The sequence below is a fragment of the Peribacillus sp. TH16 genome (genome assembly GCF_016651095.1).
GTDB lineage: Bacteria > Bacillota > Bacilli > Bacillales > DSM-1321 > Peribacillus > Peribacillus butanolivorans.
In genome coordinates, this window is sequence record NZ_JAEKEM010000009.1 from 594,620 (window position 1) to 613,649 (window position 19,030).

12 protein-coding genes and 1 riboswitch are annotated in these 19,030 nt (G+C 38.2%); of the genes, 1 reads left to right on the top strand and 11 read right to left on the bottom strand.

From position 1 onward, the window contains the following. The 10 genes from pfkB to ku form a co-directional block, all read right to left on the bottom strand. Positions 1-921 (bottom strand): 1-phosphofructokinase, encoded by a 921-nt coding sequence (gene pfkB / locus JFV29_RS16815; RefSeq protein WP_201185346.1) that lies wholly within the window; start codon positions 919-921, stop codon positions 1-3. Then, positions 921-1,733 carry a DeoR/GlpR family DNA-binding transcription regulator gene (locus tag JFV29_RS16820; RefSeq protein ID WP_201185347.1) on the bottom strand — a complete coding sequence of 271 codons (813 nt, stop codon included), beginning with the start codon at positions 1,731-1,733 and terminating at the stop codon, positions 921-923. The genes pfkB and JFV29_RS16820 overlap by 1 nt, the downstream gene beginning before the upstream one ends. 223 nt (positions 1,734-1,956) lie before the next feature. Beyond that, positions 1,957-3,225 carry a 2-oxoglutarate dehydrogenase complex dihydrolipoyllysine-residue succinyltransferase gene (gene odhB / locus JFV29_RS16825; protein ID WP_098176342.1) on the bottom strand — a complete coding sequence of 423 codons (1,269 nt, stop codon included), beginning with the start codon at positions 3,223-3,225 and terminating at the stop codon, positions 1,957-1,959. A gap of 1 nt (position 3,226) precedes the next feature. Beyond that, positions 3,227-6,079, bottom strand: a complete 2,853-nt coding sequence (gene sucA, locus JFV29_RS16830) for a 2-oxoglutarate dehydrogenase E1 component (protein WP_098176341.1) — start codon at positions 6,077-6,079, stop codon at positions 3,227-3,229. A 362-nt stretch (positions 6,080-6,441) separates the two neighbouring features. Further along, positions 6,442-7,209, bottom strand: coding sequence for a dioxygenase family protein (locus JFV29_RS16835; RefSeq protein WP_242486904.1), 768 nt, complete (start codon positions 7,207-7,209; stop codon positions 6,442-6,444). Positions 7,210-7,286: 77 nt separating this feature from the next. Then, positions 7,287-8,051: a polysaccharide deacetylase family protein gene (locus JFV29_RS16840; RefSeq protein WP_201185349.1), complete on the bottom strand. Its 765-nt coding sequence runs from the start codon at positions 8,049-8,051 to the stop codon at positions 7,287-7,289. A gap of 99 nt (positions 8,052-8,150) precedes the next feature. Next, positions 8,151-11,600, bottom strand: a complete 3,450-nt coding sequence (metH, locus tag JFV29_RS16845) for a methionine synthase (protein WP_201185351.1) — start codon at positions 11,598-11,600, stop codon at positions 8,151-8,153. Next, positions 11,593-13,440: a bifunctional homocysteine S-methyltransferase/methylenetetrahydrofolate reductase gene (locus JFV29_RS16850; protein WP_201185353.1), complete on the bottom strand. Its 1,848-nt coding sequence runs from the start codon at positions 13,438-13,440 to the stop codon at positions 11,593-11,595. The genes metH and JFV29_RS16850 overlap by 8 nt, the downstream gene beginning before the upstream one ends. 103 nt (positions 13,441-13,543) lie before the next feature. Further along, positions 13,544-13,642: riboswitch (SAM riboswitch) on the bottom strand. A gap of 125 nt (positions 13,643-13,767) precedes the next feature. After that, positions 13,768-14,403 carry an MOSC domain-containing protein gene (locus JFV29_RS16855; RefSeq protein ID WP_201185355.1) on the bottom strand — a complete coding sequence of 212 codons (636 nt, stop codon included), beginning with the start codon at positions 14,401-14,403 and terminating at the stop codon, positions 13,768-13,770. 752 nt (positions 14,404-15,155) lie between these two features. Further along, entirely contained in the window at positions 15,156-16,001 is an 846-nt protein-coding gene (gene ku / locus JFV29_RS16860) for a non-homologous end joining protein Ku (protein ID WP_201185357.1), read from the bottom strand. Positions 16,002-16,150: 149 nt separating this feature from the next. Between ku and JFV29_RS16865 the strand changes: the two genes are divergently transcribed. Continuing rightward, entirely contained in the window at positions 16,151-17,998 is a 1,848-nt protein-coding gene (locus JFV29_RS16865) for a DNA ligase D (protein ID WP_201185359.1), read from the top strand. An 11-nt stretch (positions 17,999-18,009) separates the two neighbouring features. Here JFV29_RS16865 and dapF read toward each other — a convergent pair whose 3' ends face one another. Further along, a complete protein-coding gene (gene dapF, locus JFV29_RS16870) occupies positions 18,010-18,996 on the bottom strand; it encodes a diaminopimelate epimerase (protein ID WP_098176333.1) in 987 nt (328 codons plus the stop codon). Between the last annotated feature and the right edge of the window lie 34 nt (positions 18,997-19,030).

Consider the following 19,030-nt stretch of genomic DNA (forward strand, 5'->3'; position numbering starts at 1 on the left):
TTAGCCCCCAGTTATCTTATTTATTTCAATTTGCGGTAATAATTCTTCGATTTTATCCAATGTACAGAGATCGGATGAAAAGGCTGTAGCACTTCCTGATGCAAGACTGAAACAAAAAGAAGAGAAAATATCCTCTGTTTTTTCATATGTTCCAATAAACCCAGCCACCATGGAATCACCGGCACCCACCGAGTTTATAACTTTTCCTTTTGGAACATTAGTGGTATATGAATCGCCATCTGTGCAAAGTACAGCACCGCTTCCTGCCATTGAAACTATTACGTGCTGAGCACCGGATTCAACCAATTTAGATCCGTATTTGCTTGCATCCTCAACATTTTTAATTTTAGTAGAGAAAAGTTCACCAAGTTCATGATGATTAGGCTTAATAAGAAAGGGTCGATGTTGAAGTACGCTCAACAACTCTTTTCCGCTCGTATCCACTACTAATTTAATGCCATTATCTGAACACGTTTTAGCCATAGATTCGTATACATCAGAAGGAACGCTTGATGGAATGCTCCCTGATAAAACAAGAATATCGTTGTTTTTCAGCTGTTCGATTTGACTAAATAACTGTTGATAATTCGCCTTTGAAATAACTGGTCCTTGGCTATTAATTTCCGTCTCCATTCCCGTTTTCAACTTAATGTTGATTCTCGTATCTCCTGCTATCTCTGTAAAGTCCGTAAAAATCTCTTCTTGTCTTAAATACCTTTTTACAAACTCTCCAGTTTGTCCGCCAATGAAACCAAAAGCTGTTGTATCATTTCCAAGTCTTTTCAGCACCCGGGAAACATTAATTCCTTTCCCACCAGGAAATTTAACTTCATAGCTTGTTCGATTCACCTTGCCCATTTGAAAATTTTCCACCTCAACCAGATAATCGATGGATGGGTTGAGTGTTACTGTATAAATCATTAAATAGTCACGACCTTTATCTTGGGATTTTTTTTGAATTGAGCAATAGCATCTTCATTATTCCTATCAGTTAGGATTATGGCATCGCTTACATCCGCAACCTTAGCGAAAGTAGCTTCATTCAATTTAGAACTGTCAGCAAGCACGTAACTTTCGTTAGAGAGTCGCAATGCTATTTTCTTCAACAAAGCTTCCTCAGGGTCTGGAGTGGTGAAACCCATTTCTTGATGGATACCATTCATACCTAAGAAACATTTATCGAAGCGATATTCGTTTAGAAACTGTACAGCGGTGCTGCCTATAACTGCATTAGTGGAGAATTTAATCGTTCCACCTACTAAAACAGTTTTGATTTCTAACTCGATCAATTTTGGAATATGCATAAGGCCATTTGTTAAGACCGTTACATTTTTATCTTTTAAATAGGGAATCATTTCTGATATGGTCGTACCTGCATCAAGGTAAATACAATCATTCTTCTCAACAAATGATGAGCCTAACTTGGCTATACTTTGTTTTTCAACTATTGCTTTATTTTGCTTTTCCATTGTTGAAGGCTCCAGGCCTTTTCTTTGAAGCAATGCCGCTCCGCCATGCACACGTTTTAATGCCTTCATTTCTTCGAGCTGCACTAAATCTCTTCGAATGGTTGATTCTGATGCATGTAACAGATCTACAAGCTCCTGCAACTTAATCGTTCCTTGTTTCTTAAGAAGCGATATGATGAACTGGTGCCTTTCTGTTGTCAACAATTCGCCCACCTCCCGTTTAATACCATCATCATATATGAAAAAGATAGAATAATCAATCATAAACGTTTAAATTTATTCAATTTCATTCACTTTTCTCCATCCAATTCATTCAAAAACATTCATTTAAAGATTAAAATCAAAATCACTATTCATTTACCCTTTCAAGAATTTCATTTCCTATTACCCTGATTAGACGGTTCTTCCCTATGAAAATATGTATTTATTTTCCTGCATCAAAAAAACCCTCTGTCATGATGACAGAGGGTTTTAATAATTTTACTAATTAACCTTGAAGTAAAAGTTGTTCTGGATCTTCAAGCATATCCTTGATTGCTACTAAGAAACCAACTGCTTCTTTTCCATCAACGATACGGTGATCATATGATAATGCAAGATACATCATTGGTCTGTTTTCGATTTGATCTCCAACAGCGATTGGACGTGTCTTAATTGTATGCATCCCTAGGATACCAACTTGTGGAGCATTCAAAATTGGTGTAGATAAAAGGGAACCGAAAGTTCCACCGTTTGTGATAGTAAAAGTACCACCAGATAAATCTGAAAGTCCTAATTTGTTGTTACGCGCTTTAACAGCTAAATCCGAAATGTTTTGTTCGATTTCAGCAAAGCTTTTACGGTCAGCGTCTCTTACTACAGGAACAACTAATCCTTCATCAGTGGATACTGCTACACCGATATCATAGAAGTTCTTTTTCAGAATATGGTCGCCTTTGATTTCAGCATTCAATAATGGATACTTTTTCAAAGCTCCAATAACAGCTTTAGTAAAGAATGACATAAAACCAAGTTTAACATCATTAGCTTTAACGAAAGAATCTTTATGACGGCTACGTAATTCCATAACAGCAGAAAGGTCGACTTCGTTGAAAGTTGTAAGCATGGCAGCTTCAGATTGAACTTGAACTAGACGTTTAGCGATAGTTTGACGACGGCGAGTCATTTTCACTACTTCAATACGGTCATCGTTCACTTCAACAGGAGCTGCTGCTTGTTTAGCTGCAGGAGCTGCTTGCTTAGGTGCTGCTACAGGTGCAGGGGCATTACTTGCTGCTTCTACGTCTTGTACACGTACACGACCTAGTGGATCAACAACAGGCACTTGAGTTAAGTCAATTCCTTTTTCACGAGCCAATTTTCTTGCCGCTGGTGAAGCAATAACTTGCTGAGTTGAAGATGCTTCTTTCGTTTCTGCTTTAGGAGCTTCTTGTGCAGGAGCAGCTTGTTCCGCTTTAACTGGTTCTGCTTTCACTTCTTCAGTCTTAGGAGCTTCCGCCTTTGGCGCTGCTGCTGCTGTTCCATTTTCATCAACGATAGCGATAGATTGTCCAACTTGGACTGTATCGCCTTCTTCTGCTAAAAGTTCTGTAAGCGTACCAGTATAATCTGAAATGATTTCTACGTTTACTTTATCAGTTTCCAGTTCAAGGACATATTCACCTTTTTCAACACGGTCACCGGGTTGTTTTAACCATTGCGCAATAGATCCTTCAGAAATTGATTCTGCTAATTCAGGTACTTTTACTTCAGCCATTTTATTTCTCCCCCTCATTATTGCGTGTTATTGCTTGAGTCATAATCCGTTGTTGTTCGTTTTTATGGACTAGTGGATCTCCCTCAGCCGGACTGGATCTGCGTTTTCTGCCGATATATGTTACAGAAAGGTTACCTGGTGCCGCTGCATTTAAGCGAGGTTCAACAAATGTCCAAGCTCCCATGTTTTTCGGTTCTTCTTGTGCCCAGAAGATTTCTTTTAGGTTCGTATATTTTTTCAATGCTTCTTGAACGCCAGTGAACGGGAATGGATAAATCTCTTCGATACTGATGATTTGCAACCAATCCGTATTTTTTTCAGCTGCTGCTTTTTCACGAAGTTCAACAACCAATTTACCTGTTGCAAAAACAATGCGCTCTACTGCTTTTGGTTTTTTGCCCAATGCTTTTGTTTCAACGAATGATTCAAAACTACCTTCACTGAATTCTTCAGCTGTAGAAGCCATCACCTGATTACGAAGCATACTCTTCGGTGTCATGATGACAAGTGGACGTACTTGCTCTTGTTCCAGTATCTTAGCTTGTCTTCTAAGGATATGGAAGTATTGAGCTGCCGAACTTAAGTTAGCAACTGTCCAGTTGTTTTCAGCTGCTAATTGAAGGAAACGTTCCAAGCGGGCACTTGAATGCTCTGGTCCTTGTCCTTCATATCCGTGTGGAAGCAACATAACAAGACCTGATCTTTGACCCCATTTTGCACGGCCTGCCGCGATAAATTGGTCAAAGATTACTTGTGCTGTATTTGCAAAGTCACCGAATTGACCTTCCCAAAGAACAAGTGTTTCAGGTGCGAATACATTATAACCATATTCATACGCTAGAACTGCTGTTTCAGTAAGCGGGCTGTTATGAACAGCGAAAGAAGCTTTAGCAGTTTCAAGTGTGTGAAGTGGTGAATATGTTTTTCCATTAACACTGTCATGCAACATAATGTTACGCTGTGCGAATGTTCCACGCTCTGAATCTTGTCCAGTTAGACGAATTGGAGTACCGTCATTCAAAATGGATGCAAATGCAAGTGTTTCAGCATGCGCCCAGTCAATTTTACCGTCATCTCCAAATGAATCTAAGCGACGTGATAGGATTTTTCCTAATTTTTTATTAGGTGTAAATCCTTCTGGCCATTTAACAAGTTCTTCATTAATTGAAACAAGTTCTCCTTTTGATACAGCTGTTTCAATAGTAGGAAGTCCTTTTTCAATAATGCCCGGCGGGTTACATTCTTTAGTAGCTTCTGGTTTATTTCCAGAAATTCTCGCATAAGCATCTGCCAGTTTTGTATCTACTTGCTCTGCCACTGTTTTAACTTCATCTTCTGTGAACTCGCCAGATTGAATTAGTTTTTTAGCATAAAGTTCTTTAACTGTTGGATGCTTATGAATCAATGCATACATTTCAGGTTGAGTAACCAATGGCTCATCCATTTCATTATGACCGAAACGTCTGTAACCGATTAAATCGATCAAGAAATCTTTATTATATTTTTCGCGATATTGGTTAGCAAGGTTTACTGCAGCCATACATGCTTCTGGATCGTCAGCATTCACATGCACGATAGGCACTTCAAAGCCTTTAGCCAAATCACTAGCATATTTAGTTGAGCGTGAATCTTCACTTTCCGTTGTAAAACCAATCATGTTATTAGCGATGATATGAATAGCTCCGCCAACTTGGTAACCGCGCAGACGGCTTAAGTTAAACGTTTCCGGTACAATTCCTTCACCAGGGAATGCTGCATCACCATGAATCAGGATTGCAAGTGATTTTGAAATATCTTGAACCGGGAAGCCTTTTTCTGTACGGTCTTCTTGGGCCGCACGAGAATACCCTTCCACGATTGGACCAACTACTTCCAAGTGACTTGGGTTATTGGCAAGAGTAATTCTTGCTTTTTGTATATTTGCTTTAGTAATTTGTTTATCCAGACCTAAATGGTATTTAACATCTCCTGTCCATCCGTAATTAATGCCGGTTGAACCTTCGGAAGGAACTAAATCTTTATTAGGTGAATGTTGGAATTCTGAAAAAATAACCTCATATGGTTTTCCTAGAACATGTGCAAGTACATTTAAACGTCCTCGGTGAGCCATCGCAATATTTACATTTCCAGTTCCATTTTGAACAGTCTGTGAAATCATTTCATCTAAAATCGGTACTAAAGTATCTAGTCCTTCAATAGAGAAACGTTTTTGCCCTACATATGTGCGATGAAGGAATTTTTCGAAACCTTCAACTTCATTCAAGCGTTTAAGTAATAATGCTTTTTTCTCTTTAGCCACTTCCGGGAACATGTTTCCGGATTCGACCATATCAGTAAGCCATTGCTTTTCGTCCAGGTCATTAACATGGTGAAATTCAAAGGCTATCGTTTTTGTATAAAGTTGTTTTAGGTATTGTACGGCTTCGTATCCGTCTTTCACATCATTAGGTGATTCGGGACAAATAAAGTCAGCCGGGATTTTTCTTAAATCATCTGCAGTCAACCCATATTTTTCGAAGTGAATTTGTTCCGTGTCTAATGCTTCTTCTTTTAAAGGATAAATATTTGCAGCTAGATGTCCATATGCACGGATATTTTCCGCTAATTTTACTGCAGACATTATTTTCTTCATAGGAAGAACTTCTCCAGTTTGTACAGTTGGTGCATTTCCGATAGTTACTTCAGCCGATACATCTAATGAAGGAGGACCTGATACTTCAAAAAAGTTTCTCAGTTCCGGATCTACTTCTTCCGGATTGGCTTGAAATAGATCGTATTGCTCCATGACATACCCAAGGTTTGGACCTGAAAAAGTTTTCCATGGGTCGTATGCCTTAGCGTCCTTGATGGTCATTTTGTAAACCCCCAAATTTTTCTCATAATTTTTTTCATTTCGTTTTATCCATCCCCAAATTCTTACTTCTAAATTTTCCCCAAATATATAATATATAATAAACAAATTTGGTTATTGAATAATAAAATTTTAAAGGATAAAACGTTTTCAGATGTTATATTAACATGTTTTTGTCGAAATATCCAAAGGTTAAAACACTTTATTCACCCTTTTTGAAACTATTTTTCTGCTTAATTCGTCATATTACGCCTTTAACAGACTTTATTGCTCATTTAAGTCCTTTTTCGCTAAAAAAAGATTTTTGTATTTTTGCATTTTGATTATTACCAGGTATATTTTACCATACCAAAAACCCTTTAAAATCAGTCAAACTGCCAAGCTGTTAAACTCAGATTCCCATATTGGAAAGTCCGGTGTAACAGCTTTGGCTTTTTGTTGTCATCCCCTGATCCCATGGCGATGACTAATGGAATAAAATGCTCTTTTGTAGGTACAGCATCTTTACTATAAGGAGCCATTTGCTCATAGTTAACCAAAGTCTCCATATCCCAATTCATGATCCTTTCTTCTACCCACTCCTCAAAACTGATTGCCCATCCCTCTGCCACATGCATATCTTCCTGAATATGGTTAAAGTTATGGACAATTCCACCGCTCCCGATAATAAGGACATTACTTTTCTTAAGATCCCCCAATACTTTGCCGATCTCATATTGCTTCACAAATGGAAGATCGGGACTAATAGACAATGATACGATAGGGATATCGGCTTCAGGGTACATAATATGCAAAAGTCCCCATGCCCCGTGATCGAGCGGACGCCTATCATCTAGTTCCCCTAATACCCCTATTTTTGACAATAGGGTTAATATTTTATCGGATAACTCTAGACATCCAGAAGCGGGATATGTCACTTGATATATTTCTTCAGGAAAACCGGCAAAATCATAAATAACTTCATGTTTACTGACTGCTGAAATCAACTGCTCCTTACTTTCCCAATGTGCTGACAGGATAACAATTGCAGTTGGTTTATTCATAACTTTCATATATTCCTTTAAAAAAGAAGTGTAGCTGTTCTTTTCCAATGCTAATAGAGGTGTTCCATGTGATAAAAACAATGATGGCATCATAGAAACGATATATCCTTTCCCATGTAATCTCTTATCCCTATACCTTAATTTACTATATATAAACACTGAGTTCATCATTTAAATTGTATTTTAGGAGTTGTCTCATCAATCGTATCAAAGGTATACCCTTCTCTTTTTAGGTTTTCTATAATATCCGGCAATGCTTTTACCGTATTTTTCATACTATTGATATCATGTAATAAGATATTAACATGCTTTTGATCTTTCAATCCTCTTTTCACAGAGGTAATGATTTGTTGCTCACTTATCGACGGACTGATGCCATCTGTTGAATCGATGTTCCAATCAAAGTAAATATAACCTTTTTCTGATAATTGTTGAAGGATTCCATTAATGATTGGTCTAGTTGTAACCTGATGTCTAAGATGATTATTTGAACCACCCGGTATACGTACAATACGGCTCTTTACCCCATACTCTTTTTCAAGCATGGTTTCAAGCCTATTCAGATCTTGAAAAAAACTTTCCGTTGACCGATAAACAATAGAATAATCATGTGTATAGGAATGGAGGGCGATTTCATGACCCCGGGAAATCATTTCTTTATAGCATTGTTTTGCGTAAGGTTCTTCATTACCTTTTACAAAAAAGGTAGCTTTAACATGATATCGATCTAATATATCTAAAATATCCATCGTATTCGTAGACGGTCCATCATCGAATGTCAAATATGCAATTTTCTGATCTTCTTTACTTTTTACAAGCGGTGTTATTTCTTCCGGAATTGTTGCGTGTACTAGAACTGGCGGTTCACCTGTCATAACCAAGATAATGAAAGCACCCATTATGAAAAGATATAGTCGGAATAGACTCCTCATATAGTTGTATCCCCTTCCTTTTGACCATTAAGGTGTACTAATTCAGGGGTTTCATGCGCAATAAGACAGCGGTAAAAAATACCGCTGTCTCCTCACTGCTTATCGATCGACATTAAAGTAACGCGCTTCAGGATGAGCAAATACAATAGCTGAAACAGAAGCCTCTGGTTCCATCATGAATCCTTCAGTCAATTCTACTCCAATATCCTGCGGTTGTAACAAACGGAATAGCTTTTCTTGGTCTTCCAGATTTGGACAAGCTGGATAACCAAATGAAAACCTTTGACCGGTATACTTGGCTGCGAACCGCTCTTTCATTGACATTTCTATAGGATCGCTTATACCCAGGTCATCTCTCATCAATTGGTGGATTCTTTCTGCAAATCCTTCTGCAGTTTCAAGAGCCAGTGATTGAAGAGCATGGTTTTTCAAGAAATCACCTTCAAGTTTTAGTTGTTCTGCCCATTTTCTGATACCTCTACCAGCTGTAACGAGAAAGAAACCAACATAATCCATTTCCCCGGAAGAAACCGGCTTCGCAAAATCTGCCAAACAAAGGTGTGGACTTGTATCTTGTCTAGGAAAATCAAAAGTTTCCAATACTTCCTGATGATTATCCGGATTATAAATGAATAACTGGTCTCCATCACTTTGAGCAGGGAAAAATTGATAAATAGCATTTAACCCGTAGTCTGGTTCTGCCTTTAAGAATTCAATCAGCTCATCAACCAAATCATTCAGTTGAATTGCTTTTTCATTCCCTTCCTTCACCAGCTCAGCAACTTTACCTTTTAATCCTAAATGATGACCAATTAACATTTGCCTATTAATATATGGTTGGATGACATCTAATGGATAATTTTTCAAAACATGTCTTTTGATGTCACGCGGTTTTTGAACCTGGACATTGCTTAACGGAGCTGCTGGTGTTTGCTTGCGAACTGGTTTTTCCATGGTTGCTGCAATTGCCGCATTGGCTTTCGATTTTTCCCGTTTTGCAACTAACTCCTCTAAGTAGACAAACTTTTTGTTGGAATCATGTAAAATATTCGTGACAGCTAATCCATCCATAGCATCTTTGGAATATAAAACAGGACCGCCATATTCTGGTGAAATTTTGAAATCAGTGAATTTACGGGATAATGCTGCTCCCCCCACTAATATTGGAGTATCAATCCCTGCCTGTTTTAAATCCTGGGCAGTTAAAACCATTTGCTGTGCTGATTTTACAAGTAATCCAGACAGGCCTATGATAGTAGGCTCATGTTTTCGGACCTCTTCAATAATTTGTTGTGGTGCGACTTTAATTCCAAGGTCAATGACTTCATAGCCATTATTGGAAAGAATGATATCCACTAGGTTTTTACCAATATCATGTACGTCACCCTTGACAGTCGCTAAAAGGATCTTACCTTTCTTAGCACTATCTTCAGCATTTTCCATGAGTGGTTCAAGATGTGAGACAGCAGCCTTCATCGCCTCGGCACTTTGAAGTACTTCCGCGACAATGAGCTGATTATCATTAAATAACCTACCCACTTCACTCATCCCATCCATCAATGGTCCATTGATGATTTCTAATGGAGCGTCCCCACGCTCGATTGCTTTATTTAAATCTTCAATTAAGCCTTCTTTCGTTCCCTCAATAATATAGTTACCTAAACGTTCGTTTAACGGAAGGATAACACCATTATCTTTCTTCTCCGCTTTTTTTCCACGATAAAATTCAGTGAAGATAGCTAATGTTTCTGTGGAGGTATTAAACAGGAGTGCTTCGGCCAGTTTCACTTCCTCTTCCGGTATCAAAGCAAAACGTTCAAGTTTTTCCGTATTCACAATTGCGTAGTCAAGACCAGCCTTTGTACAGTGATATAAGAAAACGGCATTTAGAATTTCCCTTCCGCGTGATGGGAGGCCGAATGACACATTTGAAATTCCAAGAATCGTTAAGCATTCTGGAAATTTCTCTTTGATTGCCTTAATTCCTTTAACCGTTTCTAAAGCAGAGCCTATATATTGCTCATCTCCCGTACCTACAGGGAAAACAAGCGGATCAAAAATGAGGTCGCTTTCGTTTAGGCCATATTTATTTACTAGCAAGTCCACAGAGCGGGTAGCCACTTCAATTTTCCGTTCAGCATCAACGGCCATTCCAATCTCGTCAATTGTTCCTACCACAACGGCAGCACCGTATTGATGAACGAGTGGAACAATTTTTTCAAAGCGCTCTTCACCATCTTCAAGGTTGATAGAATTAATAATTGACTTTCCTTGAGAATGCTTTAAAGCCTGTTCAAGAACGGCTTCATCTGTAGTATCAATGACTAATGGTACTTTCACTTTTTTGACAACTTCTTCGACGAATTCCTTCATATCACCTAACTCATCACCATCAGGATCAGCAAGACAAATATCAATGACATGGGCGCCTTTCTTCACCTGAGCACGAGCAATTTCGGCAGCTGGCTCATAATGCTTCCCACGAATTAACTCCTTGAATTTACGAGATCCGATGACGTTCGTTCTCTCACCGACGAACAAGGGACGCATTGAATCATCATAAATAAGTGGCTCAATTCCTGATACGGCATGACCATGTGCTGATTCCTTCATTTCACGGGGCTGTACGCCTTCTAGAACCTTAGAAAGCTCTTTAATATGTTCTGGTGTTGTTCCACAGCAGCCCCCAATGATATTGACCCAGCCTTTTTCTGCAAATTGCTTCATTTTCTCTGCAAGGGAAGTCGGGGATTCATGATAATGACCTTCTTCATCAGGTAGGCCTGCATTCGGATAACAGCTAATGGCGCTGTTTGATATATCTGCAAGCGTCCGAATATGGTCTATCATGAACTCTGGTCCTGTCGCACAGTTCAAACCAACAGCCACAGGCTTCATATGTTCAACTGATAAATAGAACGCTTCAATGGACTGACCGGCTAGGGTCGTACCCATCGGTTCGATTGTCCCCGAAATGATGACAGGCACTTCTTTCCCTGTTTTAGCAAAGGCCGCTTTTATTCCAGAAAAGGCAGCCTTAACATTAAGCATATCCTGACAGGTTTCCACTAACAACAGGTCCACACCACCGTCTAATAGACCGAGTGCCTGTTCTTCATAAGAATCGGTTAAAATATCAAATGTGGTTCCTCCTGTAACAGAAAGTGTTTTTGTTGTTGGTCCCATTGAACCAGCAACATATCTTGGCCATTTATCATTTGAATATTTTTCACAAGCTTTCACGGCAAGTTCAGCTGAAATTTTATTAAGCTTATAAGCAATCGTACTTATTTGGTATTCCTCAAGAACGATGCTCGTGGCTCCGAAGGTATTTGTCTCAATAATATCGGCACCTGCTGCTAAGTATTTTTCATGGATGGTTTGGATGATTTCAGGTTGCGTCAGTGATAAATATTCATTACATCCCTCGAATTGTTCTCCCCCAAAGTCCTTTGCTGTTAAATTCTCAGCTTGTAGCATGGTTCCCATTGCACCATCAAGAAGGAGAATCTTAGACTTTAACTGTTCTTGAATCGCTTTTTTATTCATGTACTGCCACCTCTGATGTATGTTTACTATCGACTTCTCTAATATATTTTGTAAGTTCCGCAGTCATTTCATAGCGAAGGAATGGTGTAATTAAATAAATCCCCTTGAATTTTTCTCTTGCGGCGTCCACCAGTTCTCTGGCGATATTCACACCTTCCATTCTTGACTTTATCGGGTCATCCCCAGCTAAAGCCATAGCCCGCCTTACATTATCAGGTAATTTAATACCCGGTATTTCGTTATGGATAAATTCCGCATTTCGTGTGCTCGTTAACGGCATAATTCCGACGAAAATCGGAGTATCTATATGTTTTGTCGCTTCATAAACCTCTTCAATCTGATCAACTGAATAAATTGGTTGGGTCAAAAAGGACTGAGCACCGCAAGCAATCTTCTTTTCCATCCGCTGAACGGCCTTATTCAAATATTTCACATTTGGGTTAAAGGCAGCCGCAATTTTAAAATTTGCCCGTTGACCAAGACTTTGACCGGAATAGGAAAGACCTTCATTAAATTGTTTTACCATACTAATTAAGTCAAATGACGATAAATCATAGACTGAAGTTGCACCTGGGAAGTCCCCTATTTTTGAAGGATCACCAGTGATAATCAGAATCTCGTTCAACCCCACCGTTTGAAGCCCCATTAAATGTGATTGAAGGCCAATTAAGTTCCTATCACGGCACGTAATATGCACCATTGGATTTACATCTAATTGGTTTTTCAACAAATTGGCCAGCGCCTCATTAGATATCCTCGGCGAAGCAAGTGAATTATCAGCTAATGTAATCGAATCAACACCCGCATTTTTCAATGCCTCCGCACCAGCCATAAAACCTTCAATTCCTAATTTTTTCGGCGGATCAAGTTCAACAAGAATCGTTCTTTCAGTTTTGGCCTGCTCATGCAGGGGTAGTTCCAGTTCTCTATGATTCACTTCAATTATTTCGATTTCACGTGCTTTCGTCATTTTTTCTTCTACTGGAACTAAACTCCCAATCGCATTTTTCACAGATTGAATATGAAGTGGTGTTGTTCCACAACACCCACCGATTATCGTGGCACCCTGCTCACGAAGCTCAAGGGCACTTGAGCCAAAATATTCAGGCACTGCTTTATAAACTAGTCTTCCATCCACGTAATCCGGTAGGCTAGCATTTGGATAGATAGCGATAGCCGCATGCTTTGGCAAAGTCACTTCTTCCAAGGCGCGAATCATATGATGTGGACCTAGACGGCAATTCACACCAACAACATCAGCACCCAATTGCTCGAGTTTTTGAAATGCTTCATTTAAATGGATCCCATTTTGAAGATTACCTAATTCATGCATCGATACATTTGCAATAATTGGCAATTCCGTTTCTTTTTTAGCAATTTGCAACACGGTTTCAAGTTCTTCCAGATCATAAAATGTTTCAAGGAGAATCCCATCAGGATTTTCTATAAGCAGACTATATAGCTGCTCACGAAAACCTCGCTTAATTTCTTCCATGCTTAAATCCGATTTACGGATACTTCGCTGAGCCCCTATAGTACCAAATACAAATGCATTGCCTTTTGCAGCTTTTTTAGCAAGGATAACTCCCTGTCGGTTAATTCGGCTTACTTCATCTTCAAGACCATGCCTTTTCAATTTATTAAAGTTGGCTCCGTAAGTATTCGATTGTAGAATATCAGCACCTGCTTCTAAATAGGCACGATGAATGGATTCAATTTGATCAGGATTAGTGCAGTTTAATTCCTCATAACATTGATCGATTCCATATGAGTATAATAATGTTCCCATTGCTCCTTCTCCAACCAGCATTCTTTCTTTCAATTCTTTACGAAAATCCATATGTACACCCTCTCTCAAAAACAATTCTGTTTTTGTCGTTTTCTATGAGTATGAGAGAAAAGAAAAAAAACCTTCTCAAAGAAGAAGGTTTTTTGAAACATTCTCCTCATCTATCAAGCTCTGCTTGCTGGATTTAGCACCTTTGCCTAAGCTGGTTGCTGAGGTTTCCTCGGGCCAGTCCCTCCACCTCTCTCGATAAGATCCATTATAAAGTTTTCTTAACATTTCAAAATTTGTTTATATTTAATTTACATTAATAATCTGTCAATTTCAATAGTTTGATAGTCATTTTTTTCTTTTCTACTAAGATCATACATCCTTCAAAGTTTAAACTCTCTTTAATATCCTTTGTTTCCAGTCCTCCGCTAACGAATCTACAGAAAGTAGAGCATGAGCTCCATCCTGTCCGTCTCGATTATGCAGGATCACTTCAGTTGCATAATATACAGAGATGTTTTCTTGAAGTCGATCTAATAAAACAATTTCATCTTGTTTTTTAATAACTCCTTCTTGAATGACCTTTGCAAAATAACCAGTAAAACTTGTTTTCATCACTGATGTCAAAAACTTAGGTTCTTGGTTAAAATGAGAAATAGTCGAGCAAGGAATTCGTACTTGGGTGATCTGAACAATTGTCCCACCTATTTGATAGATATCACCGATATACGTTTGAGTTTCCATCATCCCAGCTACTGTTAAATTCTCACCAAAAGCAGGGATATCAAGCTGTTTAGAGAATTTTTCATTCCAAAATGAGTAATGCTCAAAAGGATAAATGCACAATGCACGGTCAGGGCCTCCATGGAACTTTAGATTCCCTACTCCGTCTCCAACTATTCCTGATTTTGTTACGGTCACATTATCCAAAGTTTTTTTATCCATAGCTGATAAAATCTTAACATTCGAAAACATTTCCTGTTTAGGCTTTCCGGCTTGAAGGGACACGATTTTTCCATTTTCCAATTAACATCTTCCAATCCTATTTACTTTATATCATCCTTATATAAATACATTATACTAAAAATTCATTTTATTCTGCATCTATTTTAATTACTTTACTATTTCAGAGAAGATAAAAACGTCTACTTCCGGGAGAAATGGTGGAAAATTACTGATTTTCAGAAAAATCGTACTATAGTTTCGGTAATTTGGTTGCTATTTCAGAATTAAATATGGTAGAATATGAACACAATATATAGTCGAAAAACAAAATTGGTCGCCTATATGTTGATTTCACGATTAATTTCCTCTTTGTCGCTCTTCAGGGAGCGAATTTTTTTGCCTTCTTCAAATCCACTACTCAATCCCTACAATAAAGATCAGCCATATATCGCCTTACTGAATGACACTATCATCTTCAGAATAATATTTTGCTCTGCTCAGAATCACTCCATTAAAACACATCAGCCTAAAACACTACCTTTTCTTTTTAAATTCTCAGCTTCTTCTCTGTCAAAAAGAACCATTTCGTTTTTCTTACTAAAAAAACCAAGGGTTTTAATTCACATTCTTCCTCTACCGCATAGATTAGTCCTACAAATATCTCCACGGGCAACCCAATTATCTATACAAAACACAAACTTTATTAATATGTATTCCGTTTAAACTCTTCAGCTATGTGTACCTCTTTAACCACTGTATTCACTTTGTTCCCCTTCTGAAAAAACAAAAAGAAGCTGAGAGACATTGGTTCGTCTTCCACTCAGCTTCTTTTTTTACGCTTGTTTCTTTTTTTTCGGTGCCGCTTTTTTCCGGGTCGTCGTTTTTTTCCCTTCCAGTTTATCAGGTTTCGTTCGATCAATGGATGCTTGTAAAGCTTCCATTAAATCGGTAACATTGTTGGACACTGTTACTTTTGTTTTGGCTGTAATCGTCTTCTGTCCTGTCTTCTTTGATTCAATCAGCTCAAGTAACGCCGTTCGATAATCATCATTGTATTTTGTCGGATCGAAAGTCGTCGTTAATTGATCTATTAATAAAATTGCCGTATCAATTTCTTTTTTTACAATTGTATCATTTGCAGGGATATTCGGAACATCTGCTGCGGAGCGTACTTCATCTGGATAATGAATCGTTTCCATCAACAAGGTGTTATCTACAACCCTTATAACCGCCATTTGTTCCTTTGAACGGATGATGATTTTTGCTAACCCAACTTTATTCGATTCCTTGAGTGCTTGCCGCAATAGGGAATAGGCTTTTATGCCACCATCATTTGGAGACATAAAATAACTACGGTTAAAATATATCGGATCTATTTCTTCAATTTTAACAAAATCCATGATTTCCACTGATTTTTCTTCATTTTGTTTTTTAAGTTCTTCTAGCTCATTGTCTTCTAATACAACAAACTTTCCTTTTGTATATTCAAAAGCACGAACAATGTCTTCCTTGCCTACTTCCTTCTGGCAGACCGGACAAACTTTTTCGTATTTAATTGGTGAGTGGCATTCCTTATGCAACGTTCGCAAGGATATGTCCTTATCTTCCGTTGCGGCATGAAGTTTTATCGGAATGTTCACCAAACCGAAAGAAATGCTTCCCTTCCAAATGGTATGCATATTCATCACCTCATAACTTTTTATAAATAGAAGTACAGGCTTATTATTCCCTCTTGTCTAAAATAATTCGAAAAAACATTTGCCAACTCTAACACCTCATTATTTTGGCAAAAATAATGTCAATCACTTATTGCGGAGGTACAAATAAAATGAAACCGATGCTGCCAACATATTACCCCGAAGCCCCGAAATCCACGGATTGGCGTTATGAAGTCAAATATGACGGTTTTCGTGCCATTTTAACAATAGATGCCCATACGGTAAAAATTACGAGTCGAAACGGGAAGGAATTATCTTCCCTTTTCCCAGAAATCAGTACATTTATTAATGACCTAGATCTTAAAAGTTTTCTACCACTGCAGTTAGATGGTGAATTAGTCTGGCTCACAAATGAAGCAAAAGCAGACTTTTTTGAGGTACAATGGCGTGGCCGCCTACGGAAACAATCCCTGATTTCTGAAAAAGCTAATTTTACCCCATGCCGGTTTATCGTGTTTGACCTGCTTAGGATCAACGGAAATGACCTTACCACTAATTCAATGTCAGAACGAAGGAAAATGATTAAAAACCTTGGAGAAATACTTGAATTGCCTATGCCTCCTAATCCAAATGATAAGGCTTTAATTCAATTGATTGAGAGTTATGTCGATTTAGATAAGGCAATAAATAAAGTCATCCTCTTAGATGGAGAAGGGATAGTCGCCAAGGAAATTCAAAGTACTTGGCAAGAAGGAAAACGTTCCACTTCCTGGATCAAAGTGAAAAATTGGAGGGCTGTTTCCTGCTTCATCACAGCTTTGAATAAAGAAAACGGATATGTTTCCCTCGCAGTATATAAAGGGAATGAAATCACGAAAATTGGTAGTGTCAAAAATGGGCTTAGCGCTCATGATAAAAGTATCTTACACGAACTGATAAAACAAAATGCTTCAGAAGAAGACGAACAATTCTTTTATATACATCCGTCCATTTGTATTGAAGTTCAATTTTTACATGTATACGAGGAAAATGAATTACGTGAACCTCAGTTTTCACAATGGCTTTTACAGACATCCCCCAATGAATGTACTTGGGAAAAATTCGTAATCAGCCAATTTACATTTCCAGATTCAATACAAATATCTTCCCGGGATAAACCACTTTGGATAATCGATGACAAACAGGTGATAAAAGTTGAATACCTTCAATATTTACGAGAGGTTTCTGCATTTTTCTTACCCTTTTTAAAGGATAAACTGCTAACAACGATTCGTTATCCCCATGGATCTATGGACAATGAAAAATTTTTCCAAAAAAACAAACCAGATTATGCGCCTGCATCTATTAAAACGTTCTGGGATGAGGATATTGAGTATATGTTGTGTAATGATATTGAAACATTGCTGTGGTTTGGCAACCAACTTGCACTAGAGTTTCATACTCCATTTCAGAAAGCGGGAAAAGTAAAACCTGATGAAATCGTCCTGGATTTAGATCCACCCTCGATTGAATTTTTTTCTTTAGCAATTAAAGCTGCACTTGAAATAAAGAAGGTAATGGATTCTTTAAATATCAAAGCATTTGTAAAAACTTCCGGAAACAAAGGACTGCAAATTCATATTCCACTACCGGAAGACATCTTTTCCTATCAAGAAACACGTATGTTCACCGATTTTCTCGGTCATTACTTAATAAGCTCTTACCCAGATGATTTTACAATGGAACGATTGAAGAAAAATCGGCAAAATCGACTCTACCTTGACTTTGTACAGCATAGTGAAGGGAAAACCATTATTGTCCCTTATTCCCCGCGCGGTAATCCGTTTGCTGGTGTTGCTACACCATTATATTGGGAAGAAGTGGGCGAAAGACTTCAGCTCAAAGACTTTACGATTGAAACCGTACCAAATAGAATTAAAAGATTGGGGTGTGCCTTTAAGGATTACAGACATGTCAATAATGGCCCTGCTTTTCTTGAGGTTTTGTCCTTTCTCAAACAAAAAAAGACCAACTCATAGTTGGTCTCGCTTTATAGCGTAGTTTTTAAATAGCTTTGTACTTCTGCCTGCAACTTAGCATACAGACTTGTTTCCGCGTCATAGTCATGTTTTTCAAGTAGTTCAAACTTTTCCGGCTGATTTAAGTCAATTTCAATCAACGCCTTATATTCATAGGTTGCGTTCCCGATTAAATCAATCGAATATTTTTTGCTTTCTTTATCATAATGCACAACACATTTAACTTTCCCGCCATTATTATAAACGGAAATTTCACTTTCTAATGAGTTTAGTCCAACAGAACATGTAATCAGACTAGAAGCCGACATCGCTGTTCCGCAGGCATTTGTGAATCCTACGCCTCGTTCAAATGTCCGTACATAAATACTACCTGGCTCCAGTTCTTTCACAAAACTGACATTGACACCATCAGGGAACAGCTCGTTCGGCTGATTGACCTTCATTGAAAGTTCTGCCTGCAATTCACTTTGCAGCACATCACTATCGACCAAAGTGATTAAATGTGGATTAGGAACTGCCAATGCCGAAAATAAAAGGGAATCATGTAGCTCCGGCAATGGTTCATTTTGCAATTGCTCCTTTTCAACGACAAGCGGAAGGTCCTTTACCTTAAAACTGACTGGGGAAATTTCCACCTTGAAAGTTGGAATCCCTTTATAGATATCTTCCGTTTTTTCAACGAGTAAATTTGCTTTCATCGTCTCCACAATCATTTTATCAAGCCCTAAAACGTCATTTGCATAACGAGCCACACAACGAAGTCCATTACCACACATTGATGCTTCCGACCCATCCGCATTAAAGACACGCATTCTTGCATCTGCATGTTCACTTTTCATTACAAATAAAATACCATCCGCTCCGAGCTTTTCCCTATTACAAAGAGTCTGGGCTAAATTTTTGCGCTCTTCTTCAGTAAACGTCAAGGTTGTTGTTAATTCATCAATGATTAAAAAATCATTGCCTGATCCATGGCTTTTTAAACCTTCAATAATCATCCTGTCACTTCCTCAATTTGCTGCTTTTATATAT